This is a genomic window from Candidatus Nitrospira neomarina (assembly GCF_032051675.1).
Taxonomy (GTDB): Bacteria; Nitrospirota; Nitrospiria; order Nitrospirales; family UBA8639; genus Nitrospira_E; species Nitrospira_E neomarina.
Window position 1 is genome coordinate 4,725,908 of sequence record NZ_CP116968.1, and the last position, 20,120, is coordinate 4,746,027.

The following is a 20,120-nucleotide window of genomic DNA, read 5'->3' on the forward strand; positions in this document are numbered from 1 at the left end:
GGGAGCGTCTGGAGTGGAGAATAGAGGAGTCAATTCTTCCTAAGGAGTCTGTCCGGTCCATTGTTTGTGCTCCCCCATTTAAATTATCGGCAATCTGCTGATTCTTCTGCCTGGGCCTTTACATCTTTCGTACCCAGCCGCTGATCCATCCTTCGGTTTTTCCTCATTTGAGATGGCTGACTCTGGATTATTCTCCATGAGCAGAGTTCGCCTCAATCCCCTTATGGGTCTGTTGAAAAAAGCCGTCAGCGGCGTTTTCGCCATTTTCCCGTGCTCACGTACTAGGCGTACGCTCCGCGCGTAAAAACGGCTGCGGCCTTACTGGACGGACTTTTTTGAACCGACCCGGAGCCTTTGATGAGTAATCTAATCCTGGGAAAATTTGCCCTTGAACATCCTTATATTTCAACACTCCATTTAAGGCGGTCAGCCAGGCCTAAGAAAGAGAATGCCATAAGGCCGGGACCGTTCTATGAGCTTCATTTTATGGGACCGATTTGTCAAGAAAGGTGCAGGGAATGGAACTATGTCAAAATCTGTTCGCCAATATTCCTGAACACTTTGATCACGAATTGACGAGTGAGGTATTGAGGAGTCGTTCTGTACGAATTGAACGGATAGTCTCACGGGGTCAGGCGTCTCCACCAGATTTTTGGTATGACCAGGCCGAGCATGAATGGGTTGTGGTACTGGCAGGAAAAGCCACACTCAAAATTGAGGGACAACCTGAAATGATGCTTGGTCCTGGGGATACGCTTTATCTTTCCGCCTATACCAGGCATCGTGTGGAATGGACCGATCCCCAACGAGATACGATCTGGCTTGCAATGTATTGGAGGGACTGAGCCTTGCCGGGTGCAAGCTTAATCCCGTGGGATACGTTCCTCTGTGTGAGATTCATTGCTCAGCGTGCTCATGAGTCGGCGGCCCGGAAAACGGGCGAGAATATTTAGTTGAATGCAAGAATAATGAAAGGGGTGATAAGCCAGAATGCTCCTTTGAGCAAGAAAAAGACCACTCCATACCATCCAAACTTTTTTATCCAGATAAGTTCCTGTAAAGGATTCTGGAATATCCCGGTTTTCAATGTGCGCATGCTTGTCTTCCCTTCCCCGGTAAAGAGATGAAGCCCGCCGCTGCGTGGGTTTTTCACGCAGCGGATGGCGTACTTTTGTCCTTCATGTAGCCATGGTCCTTGGGGCTTGTGGTTTTTCCATAAAGCTCCCTCTAAATAGCCGTGGAATAAGTTTGGGTACTCGTTCTTGATAATCTTTATACGCCTCTCCATGGAAAGCCACCAAATCCTTCTCTTCCCATTGAATGGCCATCAGGATATACATGGTGGTCGTCACCGAAAAAACCAGATGGGCAACCGTCATCGTGGGGGTGGCCCAGAAGGCCAAGAGCCAACCGACATAGAGAGGATGCCGTACCTGCCGATACAGGGCCGGGGTCTTGAACGGTAATGGTGTGTATTCTTGTTTTCGCAGATAGAGCCAGACCTGCCGCATACCGAACAAATCAAAATGATTGATGAGGAATGTGGCCATGAGGATTAACCCCCAACCCGCCGCAAACAGGCCATACAGCAGACCCTGCCCGACAGGGCTTTGAATATGCCAAATCCAGCCTCCCATGGGTTGCCAGGCATAAAACAAGAGAGCCAGTGCCATGTTGGTACAGAGCACATAGGTGCTACGTTCAATGGGTTTGGGAATATATTGTGTCCACCATTGTTTAAAGGTCTGCCGGGCCATGACGCTATGCTGGACCGCAAAAACCCCCAACAGAAAGGAATTGATCACCAGAGCCTGCCAGACTGGAACCGCGGGTTGGCCATCAATGGTATTGGAGACGCCAAAATTTCCCAGAAAGCCTACGGCATATAAAAAGATGCCCAGGAACGATAGGTAGCACAGGGTGCCATAGATAAAAAATATTAGACGTTTCATGATCGTAGCTCCTTTCATTCGGACATGTAAGGACCGACTGCCTCAGGTTGGGCTTGAGGCAATCAGTTATATCTCTTGTCAGTTGGTCCCTTTCGTATTCACCGAAATGGCCACCGGCACGGGATTGGAGACAATGTCGAAAACCGGTGAATACTTCGTCAATTCCCGAAGCGTCTCGGCTGGGGCGTCACTTTTGACGGTGAAATGAACCCGGAGATTTTGATACCCCGGTCGAACGTCTTTGGACAGCCCCAGAAACCCGCGAAGATCCAGGTCGCCCTCTAATCTGGATTCCACGGCGTCGATTTTGATGCCTCGAGCGGCCGCATGATAGATCATCGACGTGGTCAAACAGGAGGCCAGGGCATGCAATACAAACTCCACCGGGTTGGCTCCCTGATCCTCGCCTAACAGGACGGGCGGTTCATCGGCATCAAGCACAAACGGCTCAGTACGGGTCGCGTCTTCTTTGCCCACTCCGTAAAATTCCTTGATCGTGGTGCGATTGTGACCGCCATTGATCCAGGTGTTGGTGGCCCGGAACTGAAATTTGGCCAAACTCGTTTCGCCTTGAATCGCATGGATATTAGCCTCTAGTTGTTCGACGTTGACCCCATTGATGGTTGATGGTGTGGCGACTGATGACATGGCACATCCTCCTGGTTGAGTGTGAAACAGCATGTGAAAAAAAAGTTGATCCGCCTGACGGCACATATTCTGGAAGTTCCGTTTTTCAGCGAGGGCCTCGGAGTTGGAGTATCGCTTATCCTGACTCGTCATGGTGTTCCTGCCTGCTCCTTCAGAACCTGCTTGATACGTGCTGTCTTCCATGTCAAAGACAAATTGCAGGGGATGTGCCAAACTGAAAATCTTAACAAAGATAAATAAAAACAATTCTTTGTCATGACAGTGGGTGAGAAATTCGCTCACGAAATTTGCTGAATTTCGAAATTTCATACAACGAACTTGCGAAAATTCGCAAAGACAGCAGATCACTGGGTATGAAGAGTCCTGAAAGGGGAATGGTGAAGAATTGAAAAATGACAGGAAGAAATGGAGCAGGAATTATCGCGCGCGGATAATCCCTAGGGCTCTTATACGAGATGCGAGGGTTGAAGCATTCATGCCCAGCAGCTTAGCGGCTCCTTTTTCCCCGGATACTTTCCACCCGCGTTGTTCAAGGGCCAGTAGAATGTTTTGACGCTCGAAATCTTGAATTTCCTGAATGGTTCGGATACACGTGGGAGATTCCTGTTTGACGCTTTCATGAGTCGAAGGGGTTTTTTCTTTAACCTCGGGGAGGGCACGGTCAAGATTCAATTGGCCATTTTGCGCAGTAATGACTGCCCGCTCAATCACGTTTTGCAATTCACGAACATTTCCCGGCCAATGATAGGCCCTGAGGCATTCCAACGCATCCGGAGAGAGTGGAGCCACCGTACGACCCATCCGTTGGGCAAAGTGCTGAACAAATGAGGCAGCCAGCAGAACCACATCCTCACCTCGTGCGCGAAGTGGTGGGAGATGAATGGGAAAGACATTGAGTCGATAGTAAAGATCTTCACGGAATTTCCCTTCCTGGACTTCCTTTTGTAAGTCCCGGTTTGTGGCCGCGAGGACCCGAACCTTCACTTTTTTGGTGTGGGAACTCCCGACCGGTTCGAACTCCCCTTCCTGAAGAACGCGCAACAATTTTCCTTGAAGATCCAAAGGGAGTTCGCCGATTTCATCTAAAAAAATGGTCCCGCCGTCGGCTAATGAAAAACGCCCCTCCCGTTTTTTGGTGGCCCCGGTAAACGCACCCTGTTCATGTCCAAAAAATTCACTTTCGATCAAGGTCGCAGGAATTGCGGCGCAGTTCACTTTGATAAATGGATGATCCCGCCGCCGGCTGTTAGCATGAATGGCGCGAGCCATCACCTCCTTACCTGTTCCGGTTTCGCCCGTAATGAGTACGGTGGCTTCGGTATCTGCCACCTGTTGGATGTCTCGAATGACGTGCACCAAGGCGGGACTATTCCCCAAAATTTCCCCAATATGTTGGAGCTCATGTAATTCTTCTTTGAGAAATTCTTTTTCAATCGTGAGGGACCGAATTTTTTGTTCCGCTTCCAAACGTTCATTCACATTACGAAGAATCAGGGAGTAGTAGACCCTTCCCTCTATATGAAATTGGGAAAGCGTGGCTTCCGCGGGAAATTCCGAGCCGTCCGGGCGGAGGGCCTTGAAGCCACCGGAAATCCAGAGAGATCGCTGGCCTGCAGGTTTCGTGTTGAGATCCTGGATAAGAAGTCGTAATTTTTCAGAGTCTTTTTGGGCAAGAGAGTGGGAGAAATTCTTTCCAAATAAATGGGTGGCTTTACATTGAAACACCTTCTCGGCAGCCGGATTAAGTCGAGTGACTCGAAGATCTTCATCTAATTCAATAATGGCATCCATGGCACTGTCGACCAATCGCCGCAACTTTTGTTCACGTTCACGTGTCGTGGATTCTGCTTGGATCCGCTGGAGTTCGGCGCTCGCTCTTGATGCAAAAATTCGAACAATCGTCTGCACCCGTGGTTCCGCCGGCATGGGTCTGGTATCCATCACCGCCAGATGCCCAAGAATATTTCCGATCGAGTCGACAAGTGGGAGACCCATATAGCTGGCTGCCTTCATGCCGATGATCTCCGGATCAATAGGAAAGAGATTGAGTAAGTTGTCTGGAAAATGTATGAGTCGGGCTTGCTCGATAACGTGCTCACACGGAGTTCCGGCAATATCCATTTCCCAATTTTTGAGGAACGTGCCATCTAAATAAAAGGCCAGGGCTTTCAAATGGCGGGATTCCGGAAAATATTGCGTGATCCAGGCGGCATGGGTGTGCAGGGCTTTGGCGAGGTTTTCCACCAGGGCTTCAAAAAATCGTTCCCCCGTGACAGTGGCGGTTCCCTCCAGGATAGTTCGGAGTGCAGTGTCTTCGTTGAGGTTCGCTAACGGATTGTGTTGTGATCCTGGCATAGCGTTTCTCAAATAAGAATCCTATTATGATCCATCATTTTTACCCCTGTAAAGATTGGGCAATTTTAGGTGCGAGGATGCTGGATTTTTTACAGCATACATCGGTAGGGCGGTTGATGAGGTTTGGAAGGGGATGGAGTTCCCGTGTGTTATTTCGGACGCACATGAATCGACAGGAAATTTAGCAGAAACCTTGAGGGAAAATTGATAAGTTCCATATATCCGGTGTGGTAAAGTATTTTGATTTCCTTAGTAGGATAGTACCTTGTTGGGTATGTCTGGGCAGATCACCGAGGGAACCAGATGGCAGACATGATGGTGAAAGCGCTTATCTATGTGGTTGATCCCATGTGTTCGTGGTGCTGGGGATTTTCACCAGTCTTTGATGAGATCGTTCGGCGATATCGGGATCGGGTCACGATCGAGATATTGTTGGGTGGTTTGCGCCCCGGCAATACTGAACGGTTTGATGAGCGACGGCGTGCCTACATTCTCAGTCATTGGCATGCGGTCCATGAACGAACCGGTCAGCCATTTAACTTTAATTTTCATCCTGGGCCTTTGTTCATGTATGACACCGAACCGCCCTCGCGAGCGATGATGGTGATCCGGCAATTGGCTCCGGATAAGGAATTTCTGTTTTTGAATGTTGTGCAGGAAGCATTCTACGTGAAGAACAAGGATGTCACCCAGCCGGAGATATTGGCGGATCTTGCCGGCACACAAGGTGTTGACCAAGACAGGTTTTTGGAATGGTTTCATGATTCTGCGATGAAACAATCGGTCTGGCAGGAGTTTGATCAGGCTCGCCAATTGGGAGTGAGTGGTTTTCCAGCACTGCTTGGTCAAAATGGTCATGATCGCATCAGATTGACGCAGGGGTATCAACCCACAGGGGTGATGGTTTCACTCATTGACGAATGGCTGGATGGTCCAGCTTCCCGCAACGACAGCTCGTCGGTCGGATAGATCATTCTTTCAGCATAGCATGTTGGATCATTCGTAGATCATGAGCTGTTGTTTATTCATGAACGAAGACCATACAACCGGTATGTCTTCAATTTTCACGGGAGGTTATATGATGCGGAAGGTTTCGAAAGTGTGTTGTGCGATTGGAACGGTTCTGATCGTTGGTTTTGGGTTTGTCACGGCTTCGGTTGCAGAAATGGCTAAGTGGAAACTGGATCATGATCATTCCAGGGTTGGATTTCAAGTTGCCCATATGGTGGTGTCCAAAACCAATGGCAGGTTTACAGAGTATTCAGGAATTGTGGAGATGGACGCAGAGGAGAAGGAATTTAAAACCATTGAAGCGGTCATTCAGACCGCCTCGGTCACGACTGATCATCAGAAACGGGATGAGCATTTACGAAGCCCGGATTTTTTTGACGTTCAAAAGTTTCCGACCATGACCTATACCATGAAAAGCTATAAGAAAACCGGAGACGACTACACCGCTGTCGGAGATTTGACTTTGTTGGGAGTCACTAAAGAGATCACATTAGTCGGAACATTTAATGGGGTCGCTCAGGATCCTTGGGGCAATACACGGGCTGGCTTCACCGCTTCCGGCACACTGAACCGAAAGGATTTCGGCATGAAATTCAGCAAATTATTGGATAGTGGTGGAATGCTCGTGGGTGATGAGGTCAACATCATTCTGGAAATTGAAGTAATCAAAGAAAAGACAGTCGAAAAAGTGAAACAAGAAAAAGAATAATGTGATAGGGGGGAATGTGTGGTAACCGTCTGCATGTTCCCTGTGAGTATTAACGAGGAAATCTGAACAGTGAAGATTTGGTGAGGCCATATCATGATAACCCAATCGGTAACCTCAGAACATTTTCCTCAAAGGGTTCTGCCAATTCCAGATACCTTCACCCTGGGCACAGATCCTTCGCGGTAAGCTGAGGAGGACAGGCTGCTTGAGGCTTGTCAGCCAACAGGGTAATCAGTGAGAAGAGAAATTTGGTAGCGATAGCCAAGTTTGCGGGTTGAATGGACTCCAGGGTATCAGATGGTTGATGAAAATGGGGGTGCCTGCCGCTGCTGACAACTGTTACGGTCGGCACCCCGGCCTCAAAAAATGGGACATGATCGCCACCTGGGAAATACCCATACAAATGAATCTTGTCACCCAATTCCGCCCGGTCGGCTGCTTGCTGAGCCAGCATCTTATCCATTCGAGTGATTCCAACCGTTAGTGTTCCATCCCCCGCTCCTAGATGATCAAGGTTGATCATGGCGACCGTTCGATCCAATGGAAAGGCGGGATGGCTGACATAGAGCACCGATCCTAGTAGGCCTCGTTCTTCTCCGTCAAAAGACACGAAAAGCACGGTCCGTTTCGGTGAGATGGCGCTTTGGGAGAGCATTCTGGTCAGTTCCAACATCACTGATGTGCCGGATGCATTGTCATCGGCTCCAGGAAATAACAAGCCGGCTTGCTGGCCAAAGTGGTCGCGATGCGCACCGATGAGAATGACTTCTTCGCGTAGCTCCTGATCGCGACCCGGTAACATGCCGATGACATTGGTCAGCGTTCCGGGCTGACTGTGGCTATCCCAATGGAATTGGACCAGAATCGGAAGGGGTCTGCTACGAAATGTCCGGATATCGTTGGCGGCCTGTTGCAAGGCTTCGAGCGAGTCATTGGCTGCATTCAAGGCCTGGTCGAGAAGTTTCCCATGGATCCATGCCCCAGGGATGGGGCGGTTATCGGGTGTTTCCCCATAGATGGCTAAAGGACCATGCCCCAGACCTTTGCGGGCTTCATAACGACCGAGTAGTGGACCGGTTACCGTCAAATAACCTACCGCGCCTCTTTCTTTGGCGATGGCCGCTTTTTCTTCATGCGTGACCCACCCCGGGTAGGAAGGAGGTTTCCCCCGAAGAAATAGGACGATGCGATTGTCGACATTCATCCCTTGATATTCATCTATTCCGCGGGCAGGGTCGACAACGCCGTATCCCACAAAGACGACTTTGGCTGTGGTTCTGGTGGAAGGAGAATCCAGGATTGGAAGAAACTCCTGTCCTGGAACAAGTGACATCGTCATTGGCCTCCCGTTCGCGCCCATCAGGGAAAGGGTGAGGGTCGATGGCTCCAGCAATTGAACCGCGGTCATGAAACGTTGTTGCAACCAATGAAAATCCTGTTCGTGTTTTGTCACGTGGTTAGCCGGTTGTAAGCCGAGAGATCGGAATCGATCAACCAGATAGTCGGCTGCTTGCAAGCTACCATCCGTGCCGGCCTGCCGGCCTTGATACGATGGATGACTCAGTTCGCGAATGTCTTGGATGATATTCCCAATAACCAGGGGAATGGATGGAGAAGAGGAGGGCTGAGGGTCAAAGCCCAGAACAGGAGTCGTGAGGGCGAGTCCGATCAACATTTGGACAATGGGAAATCGTAACAAGTTTCTTACCTGTTCCTTGTCATAACGGAGATTAAAAGACTGCGTGTAACAGGGGAAGGGTATAATCGAATGTGTGAAAAAAAGGAGCCTGTGGCGGAACCCGTGCCCGGCGTTAGTCCTCCAAAGGAATGGTGATGACAATGGCCCCCATGAGGTCGCCCTTTTTGAAGTCACGCTTGGGGCTTAAGGGGTGAGCATTATGGCAAGTCGTGCAGGTATCGTTGATCGCTGTATCGGCATAGATGGCCTGGAACAAGCGTTTTTTGCCGGTGGATACAATTCCACGTTGAGGTGTATCGGAATTGAGCGAAAGTTGCTCCAAGGCCTTTCGTTCGAAATCCGTCGCAGGCCCATTCCTTCGATAAATCGGCCAGAGACTAATTAAGCGGAATCGAATGCCGTGCCCTGATTCCGCGACCAATTTACTGGAAATATGGAGAAACTGCGCAGGAAGAGGAATGGCATTTTTGTTTTCCCAATCTTCTCGCGCCATGACGACATTTTGCTCCTGCATCCTTTTCACGATATGCGTCGTGTAGACGTGACGGTCCGCCTCCACGATGGCATGAATAAAATCGGCAACTTTCTCCGGTGACAGATTTTTCATGGCGTTGGATTCACCTGCTTGAAGAGATGAAGACACACCCATTCCTATGAGGAGAGTGGAAAGTAAAACCATGGATAAGCGGATCCTACGACCCCGTAGGCTTGTCATGACGTCGTACTCCTTTCCTTCGCCAGGTGGGCATTCGAGACGGGTAAGGTGATCAAACAGGTCGTTCCCCGGTTTTCTTCACTTTCCATTCGAATGTGTCCGCCTAATTTATTGATGATACGATAGGCCACGGTGAGTCCAAGGCCCGATCCTTCTCCCTGCCCCCTGGTGGTAAAAAAAGGGTCAAAGACTCTGGGCAAATGAGTCGGGGCGATGCCGCGCCCCGTGTCTTTAATGTGGATTTCCAGATCGTGCCCTGACGCTTCTGTTGAAATAGTCAGCTTCCCACCTTCCTTCATCGCTTGAAAAGCATTGGTGATGATGTTGGTAAAGGCCTGTCCAAGTTCCAAGGCTTTTCCCTGAATGGAAGGGATGGGTCCCAGGTGAGTCTCTATTTCAATCTGGACTGATGGAAAGAGATCCTTGACCGTCCTCACGGATTGTTCCAACAGTTCATTGAGATTAATGAGCGTTTGCCCTTCAGTCAAATTTTTTCCGGATTGACCGGTAAAGTCCCGAACGACGGAAGCCATACGTTTTCCATGTTGAACGATGCCCCTGGCATATTCTTTGATCTGCTCGGGATTGGTCTCTTCTTGTATCGCTTCGCCTAATCCAATAACTCCCACTAAAGGATTATTAAGCTCATGTCCAATCCCGGCACTGAGAACGCCCAAGCTGGCCAGTTTTTCCCCTTGGATCACCCGGTCCTGGAGAATACTTTCTTCCGTCGTATCTCGTAACACCAATCCGGCACTTGGCCCCCTTCCCGGGCGGGCCTGGACACCAAACCAACGGTACCGGAACGTTCGCTGATTGATCCGAATTTCCTGTCGATTGGTGCCCGATTGTGCCCAATTCGTGGGAACCAGGGGATCTTGCAACGAGGCGTTGGACGGATTGGCCTTTGTATTGCCTGAAAATGGAGGTTCCATAACCTGGACCGCGTGCATTTCCTGTTTAAGCCGGTCTTGTGTCGCAGGATCCAAGGAGAAAATTTGGAACAGTGGGGTGCCGATGATTTCGCCGTTCGTGACGGCGAAGGCTTCTTTCGAGGCCTTATTCAAATATTCGATGTGTTCGTCCGGGCCAATCATCAGGACCGGGTCAGGCACATTATCGAGAATTTTAATGGTTGACTCTTCAAGGTATTTCACTTCCTGGGTTTTCAACTCAACTTGGCTTTCCAACCCGGCGAACTGTGAAGCCAGTTGCTGGTTCATGCGATTGACTTCATCGGCCAATTCCTCAATTTCATCGCCGGTGGATAATGTTATGGGCTCACGATATTCCCCTCTGCCGATTTGCCGGGCAGCTTCCTGAAGGCGACGAATGGGTGCAGCAATTCGATTGGCCGCTATGTAGCCCAATGTGACGAGCAGCGCCACGCCGAGTAATCCAAAAGCTGCCGTCCATTTGAAGAAATGCTCTATGGGGGCAAAAACCTCACCGGATGACTGCCAGACAAACATATGCCAGGTCTGGCCGGTGGAGAATTTGGTAATCTGATTGGTATTACTCAGGGGGGCAAATCCAATGATGGAGGCTGCAGTGCCCCCATGGCCGTCGCTTGGTGCCGGAGTCCATCCGGCCTTAAGGGGGGTGACGAGGGGAATTAGGCGGGTGTCCGCAATTGAGGTACCGGTGGGAAGGATCGGGCAGCTCAAGACGACGCCACGGCTGTCAATGAGCATGACATGGCCGGTTTTGCCAAATCGAATAATGTCGATGGAAGGGGCAAAGAACTCCTTGGCATCATAAATCCGGTGCAGGACGCCGATGGCTTCATACCGCAAACTATCCATGATGGGGAGCGCGATAGTGAACGTATAGACTCCCAGTCGTGAATCAAACGCTACCTGGCCTATATACGGTTGACCGACTCCATTGTGGAAGGCACCTTGCCACCATACTTCTTCCCGATGAAAGTAAGGAATGTCGGAATCCAGACTCGCAATGACCCGTCCTGCGCGATCCGTGATAAATAAGCCGCGTGTGGCAGATCGGGTAATCAGTGGAATGGGATGGCCCGGATCCATAAAGGTTCCCCCCACATGTTGTTGCAGGATCTCGGCAAATGGTCCTTTTAGAATCCGTTGAAGCATGTCGGCATCCTTAGCGTTCCAGGCTTCTTGTTCTTGTTTGAGGGTGCGAGCCCGCTCTTGGGGATTCAACTCACTGAGGGCATCGCGGGTGTGTTCCAGGCGTGCAATGATTTTAACATCGGTTGTCAGTAAGGACGTGCGGGCCAGTTCATCTGCCATGACCAGATCAAGCTTTCTGGCCGTCTCTGTTGCGAGAGCCTCAAAGCTGGATCCATTGACCTCGCGAATTTCCTGTGTGCCCTGGTAGAAAGCCAGCAGGAGTCCAATGATCAAGGGAAGTGCGCCGACCAACAGCATGGACAGAACCAGTTTTTTGGTTAGTCCCTTTTTGCCTTTGGCGGGTTTAGGTTTAGGGTTGTCCACCGGATACCTTACCTTCTACAGGAGGGATGGCGGGAAAGGATAATCGGAAGGTGGTCCCTTTCCCCTGTTCGCTTTCGACTTGAAGATCCCCATGGTATTTCTTGACAATGGTTTTGACGTTATAGAGTCCGAGGCCGGTTCCCTGGCCTTTCGGTTTGGTTGAGAAGAAGGGATTGAAAATCTTTGGGAGGTGTTCCGGGGAAATGCCGCAGCCGGTATCGCTGATCGCAATTTGTACGGTTCCGTTGCTGTGTGAGGTGGTGATGGTGAGGCTGCCTTTCTCTTCCATGGCGTGAATGGCGTTGGTGATAAGGTTGATGAAAACCTGGAGTATTTCTTCGGGTTTAGCCTGGACGGTCAAGCCGTTTTGGTAATGTTTCTGAACCGTAATTTCTCGAAATTTTGTCGCAAACCTGGAAATGCTTAAGGCTTCATCCAGTCTGGCATGGAGGTCGATTCTTTCGAGTTCCTGATGACCGGATGTGCGAACATAATCAGTGATATTTCGTGAAATGGCTTGAATGCGTTGAGCTGCTTCATGGATGCTGGCGGCATGGAGTCGAATGCGATCGAGATTGTTTTCCTCTTGAATTTCTTCGGCCATCGCCAAAATGACATACAGTGGATTATTAATGTCATGGGCAATCCCTGAGGCAAAGGTTCCCATGCTGGCTAATTTTTCCGAATGAAACAATTGTGTTTGGATAAATGTTTGATGTTGGATTAACTCGGAGAGAACTTTGGCGGCTGTCCCTCCAAGTACTTCAGCCCCGCTGTGTTTGTGCTCCGTAATGTATGATGGAAGAATGGGGTCCCCGGTCACGTCAATAATCAAATTCAGCTTGTCTTCCTGAATAAGCTTAAGGGGGTGGGAGACTGTCGGAATATTGTGAAGTCTGGCAAGTTGAAACCCCAAGGCGTGAGGATTTGTGTCGGCAATGCCCAGGAGACGGATATGGGGTAAATTAAGAAAGGATTCCAACATGGCCGTTCCCCCTCTGCCGGCTCCGAGAATGGCAATGTTTATTGGAGGTTCACCGGTCGGCATGGAATCCCTCCCTCATTGTCGAAGTGGAGGAGGATGGAAGGCTAAAGTCGGGTGGGGAGCATGAGAAGTTTCTCCATGTCTCAACGTTCATATGGTAGAAAGCCCTATCATGAGGATAGGGCTTTACTCGATATACCATAGTCTTCTTCATCATGGGGTACCATTTACCCGCGAGAAGAAACTCGAAATCTGAAACGTTCGATCTGTCAGATTACAGGCGATTGAGATCTCGTTTTTCCATAGCGGTGGCCACGGATTTAATGAGCTTTTCTTTTTCAACCGGTTTGACGAGATAATCCACAATCCCCTGCTTGAGAAATCCCGTGGCCATTTCCATATCCGGGAATCCCGTCAGTACAATGAGTGGAACACGGGGGTATTGCTGTTGGAAATAATTAATGGCTTCCACACCATTAATTTTCGGCATGCGAATATCGGAAATGATGACGTCCAACATTAAGGGATTTTCGCCTTTCTGTACTTCCTGAATAGCCTTTTCCCCATCCTCCGCCTCGATGACATCATATCCGGACTTTTCGAGAGTCATCCGTACAACTTTTCGAACATCCGGCTCATCGTCCACGACGAGAACCAGGCCGTTGGTCTTGTGTCCTCCAAACATTGCTGCAGTTGTTTCTGCCATTACTCTTCTCCTTTGTTGGTAGGTGAGTAGCCTGATTGGATTCCCATTGAATTGGTCAGAGGAAAAAGAAAAATGTTCCTATCTCTTTTGAAAGCACAATATTATCTTAATCAACCAATAAGAGAAAGGGTTAATTTGACCTTAAAATTTGGCATATTGGGAATGACATTGGCGAATATAGGATAAATCGCCTTGGCGTGCTCGATATTATTCCTGAAGCCTGCTGGGAATAGTCCAGTTTCACTCCCTTCTGTTCATATCGGTATTTCCAAGACGAGTCCGTCAATATTGTAGAGGATTTTCTTTCCCCTGAGGCCGAAAAAAAAGGGGAACTAACATTTTTAAAATGTGTTGGCAGTGGGTTGTATTCGCTGCAAGACTGGAATCCATCATTAGGTTTCACAGCTTAAATGGTCAGATCCAATTGAGGCAGGTAGGCTCGACTAGGGAAGGAAAGATGGAAAGGGAGGGAGTCGATTCGGATGAAAATAGGAAAGAGGAGCGGACACCATCTGGCCCTGCGGACAAATTGGCAGTTCATGCCCAGCTCCAGAAACATGCCAACTATGTGGGCGATCGAGTAGAAGGCGACTGGGAGCGGGGAGGCATGAAAGATTCTGGTGTGCCGAATGGCAGACTTTCGACATAAATGGAACTCGATGGAAACGCAAAGCTAGCCTTCTCGCCCTCGACGATTTCCTTGATTTTGTATGCCAAGCGTTCTTTCGCTTCCAACCACTCACCCCACACAATGGTCTTCGTAAAACAATACAGCTTAATGTCAATACTCGAGTTGCCGAATGAATCCAAAAAAATGAATGTTTTGGTCTTTTCGGGATTGGTTTCAAAGTCACCACATTCGTAAATATAGGTCGAAATGGCTTGGATAATATTCCGAATTTGATCATGAGTCGAACGATACTCGATCCCGATCATCCAATGAATTCTCCGGTTCGTCATGCGGGAGTAATTGATTAACGCTTCATTGGCCAATTTGGAATTGGGCAGTGTGACCAGAGCTTTGTCGAATTGACGGACCTTTGTCGCACGAAACCCAATTTCCTCCACCGTGCCTTCCACGTCAGGCGTTTTAATCCAGTTACCTTTTTCAAAGACCCGGTCCAAAAATATCGTGAACCCCGCAAACATATTCTTAATGAAATCCTGAGCGCCGAGGGCGACCGCCATGCCGACCAGTCCCAAGCTACCGAGGACCGCCGCGACATTGAATCCCCATTCCTGAAACACAGCGGCGATGCCTAAGCAGACCACCACGAACTTGGCAACCTTGAGGAAAAACCCCTTAATAGTTTCGTGCATACTTTGGCTGCCGAAGAGTGTGATGGATCGATCCAGTAGGGTTGACAGCGGATCCAGTATGCGAAAAATAGCCCAGAAGATCGTGAAGGCAATCAAGGACCGGATGATTTGTCCAAAGATCGCACCCAATGCGGGGGACAAGGAGATGACCTGTCCGGAAATGTACAGACCAATAATGACAAACGTGAATTCAAGTGGGCGTTCAATCGCTTCCAGGATGCGATCGTCTATGTCCGTTTTGGTTCGTCCGGTAAACCGTCGCAAGAGATGGGAAAAGAAACGGAAAAAAATTCGACGGACAAATAAGAATGCCAGAAACACCACTAAGGCCAGGAAGATATCACCCAGGGTAGTATGTAAAATGCCGATCTGCCAGACCGTAAGAATTTCTTGCCAAAAATCTTGAAGCATCAATCGAAGGTTCCTGACCTTAATGAAAAGGGTGAAGATTGGTTGAATGAAGGTATACGTTGACAGGCAGGATGAAGCGCGGCGCGCCTATGAATGACATTGCTGGACGGATCGATGAATGCGGATCAATCATGTTGTGAACATGTTCACGGGCAGGGTAAAAGAATTCTATGTAAAGGTCAATTTTCATAGTGAAATCGGAGAGAAATATCGTGGGTATGAAAGAGAGAGGTGAGTGAATGGGAGTGGAGTTGCTGACGTCATACCGTCTGGTATGAGCCCTATTCCCTGGACTCTCTGGTCGCGTGTGATAGGATAATTCGTATTGGCAGTATTTATGATGTATCTAAGTGAGTAGGAGAAAGGAAAGCCGGAAATGGCATCAAGTCATCAGGGCTGGATGAGCGTGACATTGGCCATCATTGGACTGATGGGATGTGTAGGACAGCAGGAATTCGTGGATGCACAACAAGCGGCTATCGGGCGTGGCATTGTCGAAGGCACCAAAGGCTATCAACAGATTCAACAAGAAGCGTTGTCCGCCCATAGGCATCTGAGAAAGGTTCAGGGGCAGGTGTTTAAAATCGAAGGCGCGGCCTATGTCGTGCACGTAAACGATCAGATTGAAGCTCGACTGCCTTTTGATGAAAATACCCAGATTGATCGTCCGGCGCATGTGGGGGACTGGATTGAAGCGCAGCTCGATCAGTCCGGTCGTGCCAGAATCATCCGGAATATCGACGGCCAGATTTCACTCGAATAAGTGCCTTTTCTTTCAATCTTGACCGTCTTCGGTTTCTCGTTGAGCCGTCCCAATAATCCACCCTCAGAAGTCTTGTCTTGCAAGTCTTTTCAACTGAGAATGTTGAGTCACCTGGTTGTGCCCAAGAAAGTGATTGGGAGGGACGCCGGGTGGGGAATCCTAAGTTAACGCAATCAGCCTAATATCCGGGGAAACCCGGGATAAAAGGCAGGAGAATGGAGATCGCAATCAGAATAATGATGATCCATTCAAGAATTTCCATACGCTGGTTCCCGGTTTGACCGGCCATTTTGTCATACAAATTATCCAGTGTGTCTAACTTGCGAAGAATGCTGGCATCCCAGCTTTGCAAATGAAAACGTTGAGACGCCAGCCGCGAGACTCTTGCCAGATATTGATCGCCGAATAATTTCAGAGTATTGGTCACCCGTTCAAAGAGAATGGCGCTATCGACTTGCATGCGTGCGATTCGGCGAAGATTTGCATCTGATGATCCCGGCCAACGAAACCTGTGCCGGGTTTCCTGTGTGAGAGCGCCATACGCGTCGTCCAGCGCCTCGTCTAACTGGTGATCGAGAAATCGCCGCTCGACTAATTCCACATTGGCAAATTCTAAGACCGCCAGCACGTCATCCATCTCTTGCCCGATCATCAGCGCGGCATTCCAATCAATGAGGGTCAGGTCCTGCGTTCCAAAGGCAATTTGACTCGTGGTGGCATCCCGAATTTCCTGGTCTGACAATGGTTGATCCTCACAACGGAGGATTTGAGACAGAAGGGTGCCGTGTTGGGTCACAAATTGTGAAAGATCCAAAGCGGGTTGCGTCGAGAAAATATGAAATATCGCGTAGTCCTCGACAAATTCGGAGATATTCGGTTTTTCAATGGCTGAACCCAACGTCGTCAGGAGAGATTGGACGTGTCGAAATGTATTTTCAAGCAGTTGAACATTTTCATAGAGCGCTTCACTGAGCGGAAGCAACGATGCAAACGGTCCCGCCAGTGGAATCTGATAGGTGACCATGATCGCGCCGAAGTCATAGAGGACGGTTTCGACCGTGCGAAGGGTGCAGTGCGTTCCGAGACTGATCGATTGCAGTTCTTCCGTAATGCGGAGCGGTGCGGGGTGATAATCAAAGTATTCCGGTGCCGGCCGTTTTCGTTTAATCCGCCCTCGTTCCTTAATGGCCGTAATGCGTTGCTCGGCTTCCTCAATTTGAATGGAGGCGCCCACGTCATAGGCAAAGACGGCGATACACCTCCCGTCTTGTATGTGAAAATTACCTGGGGCAATCATGGGTGGCATGTGTCAGGCATGTGTTAGGTGTGTGGCGATGAATGGAGGACTGACGCACTCGGAATCCATATGTGTTGCTCGCGGGTTGCTTGGGAAACGGAGATGGGGAAGCGATAGAAATCATTCACATCATTCAATTGCAATCGGACATGGAGTTAGACGTCGTGAGTAGAGTCAACCCGTGGGACTTCCACTTCCATGCCGGGGAATTCCGCTTTCAGTCTCATGGCAAACGCGAGGGACTGGCGTTCTTCGCCATGCACCACAAAGACTTTTCGAGGATGCGGTGTAATCGCGCGGACATAGGCGAGGAGATCATCCCGGTCCGCATGGGCGGAATATCCATTTAATCGGACTACTCGAGCTCGCCGTTGCGTAGGGATTCCAAAAATAGGCACCGTGTCCCATTCCTCAGCCAGTTTGCGTCCTAAGGTGTGCTCGGCTTGCCATCCCACCAGGACGATGACATTGGCTTCATCCTCAATAGTATGCTTGAGATGATGCACGACGCGTCCCCCTTCACACATGCCCGATGCGGAAATAATGACACATGGGCCGCTGCGCCGGTTCAGGAGCTTGCTGTCTTGAGCCGTTGAGATAAAATTGATGTATTTCGCGGCAAAGACATCGCCGGTCGAGGTAAAGGTTTGATAAGTTTCTTTGTCGTAGCATTCCGGGTGCTGGAGAAAGACCTTGGTGGCTTTCAACGCAAGAGGGGAGTCGATATAAATTGGAATGGGGTCGACCTCTCCATTGTTCACGAGTTCCTTCATGCGCATGATGATTTCTTGAGTGCGGCCGACCGAAAAGGCTGGAACAATAATTTTGCTTTTGTGTTGAATGGCATGGGTCACGAGTTCTTTGGCGATCGCTTTTCGTTTGGCTTGGTCGTCCTCATGCAGTCGGTCGCCATACGTCGATTCAATGATCAGGACATCACAGGAGGGAGGCGCATGAGGATCCCGAAGGATCGGCATGTTGGCCCTCCCCAGATCTCCCGAAAAAAGGACCGAGGTGGTATTACCACGACTTTGATGCTTAACCCAGATTCCCGCCGATCCCAGAATATGACCGGCATCATGAAATTGCACCTTTAGATTAGGGGCCGCAGAGGTTCTGGTCCCATACCGTAATCCTCGAAACTGATTGCCGATGATTCGAACATCCTCTATCGAATAAAAGGGTGTGACACAGCCTGGACCCCTCCGTCGTTCTTTTTTATTCACGTATCGACAGTCACTTTGCTGAATCCTGGCGGAATCCTCCAGTAAAATTTTTGTCAAATCGGCTGTGGCCGACGTCATATGGACCGATCCGCGAAAGCCCTCTTTTGCGAGGACTGGAAGTGCTCCGGAATGGTCGATGTGGGCATGGGATAAGCACACGGCCGTCAGGGATTTTGGATCAAAGCCAAGGTGACGATTCAGTGTGGCCGCGAGGTCTCGCCGTCCTTGAAACATACCGCAGTCCAGAAGCAGACGGGAGGGTCCCGCGTGAATGAGATGACGACTCCCCGTGACGGATCGGGCGGCTCCATGAAACGAAATCTTCATGATGGGGCTTCAAGGGGATGTTCGGCCATGATAATGTTCCAGGCTTCCCCTGCGGTTTCAGCATAATGAAACAATTGCAGGTCTTCTGCCTCGATCAAGCCATTCTCCACAAATTTCTCCCAATTGATGAGATCTTCCCAAAAGGGTCGTCCGACGAGTACGACTGAGACGTCACGTACTTTTCCTGTTTGAAGAAGGGTCAGGGTCTCAAATAATTCGTCCATGGTCCCGAATCCGCCGGGAAAGACCACCAGGGCTTTGGCTCGATTGAGAAAGTGCATTTTCCGAAGGGCAAAATAACGAAATTGAAAACACAGTGCAGGAGTAATGTATGGGTTGGGTAATTGCTCATGGGGTAACGCAATATTCAGTCCGATGGATTTGGCTTTTACATCGGCTGCACCTCGATTGGCTGCTTCCATGATACCGGGACCCCCGCCGGTGATGATGACGAATTTTCGACGTCCGTCTATCTGACAACTGGAAGACACCAGGCGGCCGAATTCACGTGCTTCCTGATAATAGGGAGAATACGCCTTCTGGTTTTTGGCAATGGCGACGGCCCGTTTTTTTTCAGGATCGTGCGGTGAGGCGGCCAGCTCTTCTTCCGCGATCAAGAGCTTGGCTTTGGCTGCGGCCGGTTCCAGAAGCCTGGCACTGCCGAACACCACAATGGTGGATTCGATACCTTCGTCCTGTTGGATCAGTTCCGGTTTAAACCACTCCAGTTGGAGCCGGACCGCCCTGAGGTCGTCTCGCTGCAAAAAATCTAGGTCGGAGTCTGCCCGTTTGTATGCCGGAGAAGACAGGAGAGGAGGATCGGATTGTGGCAAATTGGTCATAGGCAGATACAATTTTTACGAAGAGGGCAGTGCGAAGATTATAAAGACCCAGGAAGTAATTTGAAACTGCTGAAGATGCATACGGGGACATATTCTTGCGTGAGAGACGGGTAGGGACACTCATACTCCAGAAATAATCAAGTCTACTGAGCGAGGAGGGTTAGTTGAATATCGGAAATCGGGTAGAGTCCAATGGTTCGGATCGTACCGGGGTGAGCGATGAAAGCATCCATTTCTCCAGGCATTCCTGAATGTACAGTCTGCCCCCATCGGGAATCGTCCGATATCTACCAACTCGTCCCTTCCGTGGACGAACCCTTCGGGCACATTAAACACAGGACCATGTATCAGGCCGGCCAATTCGTGTTCTATGAAGGGCATGTGGCCCTGGGTCTATACATTCTCTGCCAGGGGGGGTGAAATTGACCCGATTCAATCGCAAGGGGCCGCAGCGGCTGGTGGATATTTTGGATTCAGGCCAACTTCTGGAAAAACAGGCCTTTCAGGAGCAATCCGGTTCATCAGGTCACTTGTGCAGTCTTGGAGCCTTCGCAAATAGGTCTATTGGGTTTCTTCATGATTTCCAGGAAGAGCACCTCATTATGGTGCATGGACGGGAATTGATGATTATAAATGTCGATCGCTTAACGAAAATCGCCGGTATGCCCCTCTCTCGTTGAAGTATT

At 49.7% G+C, this 20,120-nt stretch carries 18 protein-coding genes; 6 read left to right on the forward strand and 12 right to left on the reverse strand.

Annotation, left to right across the window (positions count from 1 at the left end):
• Positions 1-518 precede the first annotated feature (518 nt).
• Positions 519-845, forward strand: coding sequence for a cupin domain-containing protein (locus PQG83_RS20490; protein ID WP_312745110.1), 327 nt, complete (start codon positions 519-521; stop codon positions 843-845).
• Positions 846-1,178: 333 nt separating this feature from the next.
• On the opposite strand, the gene mddA is transcribed toward PQG83_RS20490, so the two are convergent.
• From mddA to PQG83_RS20505, 3 genes are all read right to left on the reverse strand, one after another.
• Entirely contained in the window at positions 1,179-1,952 is a 774-nt protein-coding gene (gene mddA / locus PQG83_RS20495; RefSeq protein ID WP_312745113.1) for a methanethiol S-methyltransferase, read from the reverse strand.
• A gap of 78 nt (positions 1,953-2,030) precedes the next feature.
• Positions 2,031-2,732: an OsmC family protein gene (locus tag PQG83_RS20500; protein WP_312745115.1), complete on the reverse strand. Its 702-nt coding sequence runs from the start codon at positions 2,730-2,732 to the stop codon at positions 2,031-2,033.
• A 285-nt stretch (positions 2,733-3,017) separates the two neighbouring features.
• Positions 3,018-4,955: a sigma-54 interaction domain-containing protein gene (locus PQG83_RS20505; RefSeq protein WP_312745117.1), complete on the reverse strand. Its 1,938-nt coding sequence runs from the start codon at positions 4,953-4,955 to the stop codon at positions 3,018-3,020.
• A 303-nt stretch (positions 4,956-5,258) separates the two neighbouring features.
• On the opposite strand from PQG83_RS20505, the gene PQG83_RS20510 reads away from it, so the two are divergent.
• On the forward strand, positions 5,259-5,924 hold the full coding sequence (locus tag PQG83_RS20510) for a DsbA family protein (protein WP_312745119.1): 666 nt from the start codon (positions 5,259-5,261) through the stop codon (positions 5,922-5,924).
• Between the two features lie 58 nt (positions 5,925-5,982).
• Positions 5,983-6,675, forward strand: coding sequence for a YceI family protein (locus PQG83_RS20515; protein WP_312745122.1), 693 nt, complete (start codon positions 5,983-5,985; stop codon positions 6,673-6,675).
• A gap of 157 nt (positions 6,676-6,832) precedes the next feature.
• Here the strand turns inward: PQG83_RS20515 and PQG83_RS20520 are convergent, their stop codons facing one another.
• The 6 genes from PQG83_RS20520 to PQG83_RS20545 form a co-directional block, all read right to left on the reverse strand.
• Entirely contained in the window at positions 6,833-8,374 is a 1,542-nt protein-coding gene (locus tag PQG83_RS20520; RefSeq protein ID WP_312745125.1) for a M28 family peptidase, read from the reverse strand.
• A 112-nt stretch (positions 8,375-8,486) separates the two neighbouring features.
• Positions 8,487-9,089 carry a Tll0287-like domain-containing protein gene (locus PQG83_RS20525; RefSeq protein WP_312745126.1) on the reverse strand — a complete coding sequence of 201 codons (603 nt, stop codon included), beginning with the start codon at positions 9,087-9,089 and terminating at the stop codon, positions 8,487-8,489.
• Positions 9,086-11,557, reverse strand: a complete 2,472-nt coding sequence (locus PQG83_RS20530; protein ID WP_312745128.1) for an ATP-binding protein — start codon at positions 11,555-11,557, stop codon at positions 9,086-9,088. The genes PQG83_RS20525 and PQG83_RS20530 overlap by 4 nt, the downstream gene beginning before the upstream one ends.
• The gene (locus tag PQG83_RS20535) at positions 11,544-12,605 is read right to left on the reverse strand and encodes a sensor histidine kinase (RefSeq protein ID WP_312745129.1); all 1,062 of its coding nucleotides are present in this window, start codon (positions 12,603-12,605) and stop codon (positions 11,544-11,546) included. Before PQG83_RS20535 ends, PQG83_RS20530 begins: the two co-directional genes overlap by 14 nt.
• 211 nt (positions 12,606-12,816) lie before the next feature.
• Complete coding sequence (locus tag PQG83_RS20540; RefSeq protein WP_312745130.1) at positions 12,817-13,248, reverse strand: response regulator; 432 nt, start codon at positions 13,246-13,248, stop codon at positions 12,817-12,819.
• 564 nt (positions 13,249-13,812) lie between these two features.
• A complete protein-coding gene (locus tag PQG83_RS20545) occupies positions 13,813-14,979 on the reverse strand; it encodes a mechanosensitive ion channel family protein (protein ID WP_312745132.1) in 1,167 nt (388 codons plus the stop codon).
• Positions 14,980-15,355: 376 nt separating this feature from the next.
• Between PQG83_RS20545 and PQG83_RS20550 the strand changes: the two genes are divergently transcribed.
• Complete coding sequence (locus PQG83_RS20550) at positions 15,356-15,742, forward strand: hypothetical protein (RefSeq protein WP_312745135.1); 387 nt, start codon at positions 15,356-15,358, stop codon at positions 15,740-15,742.
• A 178-nt stretch (positions 15,743-15,920) separates the two neighbouring features.
• Here PQG83_RS20550 and PQG83_RS20555 read toward each other — a convergent pair whose 3' ends face one another.
• The 3 genes from PQG83_RS20555 to PQG83_RS20565 form a co-directional block, all read right to left on the reverse strand.
• Positions 15,921-17,048, reverse strand: a complete 1,128-nt coding sequence (locus PQG83_RS20555; protein ID WP_312745138.1) for a hypothetical protein — start codon at positions 17,046-17,048, stop codon at positions 15,921-15,923.
• A gap of 146 nt (positions 17,049-17,194) precedes the next feature.
• On the reverse strand, positions 17,195-18,592 hold the full coding sequence (locus PQG83_RS20560) for an MBL fold metallo-hydrolase RNA specificity domain-containing protein (protein WP_312745141.1): 1,398 nt from the start codon (positions 18,590-18,592) through the stop codon (positions 17,195-17,197).
• On the reverse strand, positions 18,589-19,434 hold the full coding sequence (locus PQG83_RS20565; RefSeq protein ID WP_312745143.1) for an LOG family protein: 846 nt from the start codon (positions 19,432-19,434) through the stop codon (positions 18,589-18,591). The genes PQG83_RS20560 and PQG83_RS20565 overlap by 4 nt, the downstream gene beginning before the upstream one ends.
• A gap of 219 nt (positions 19,435-19,653) precedes the next feature.
• Here PQG83_RS20565 and PQG83_RS20570 point away from each other — a divergent pair, with 219 nt between their 5' ends.
• Complete coding sequence (locus tag PQG83_RS20570; protein ID WP_312745146.1) at positions 19,654-19,854, forward strand: hypothetical protein; 201 nt, start codon at positions 19,654-19,656, stop codon at positions 19,852-19,854.
• 2 nt (positions 19,855-19,856) lie between these two features.
• Positions 19,857-20,114, forward strand: a complete 258-nt coding sequence (locus PQG83_RS20575; RefSeq protein ID WP_312745149.1) for a hypothetical protein — start codon at positions 19,857-19,859, stop codon at positions 20,112-20,114.
• The last annotated feature ends 6 nt before the right edge of the window (positions 20,115-20,120 follow it).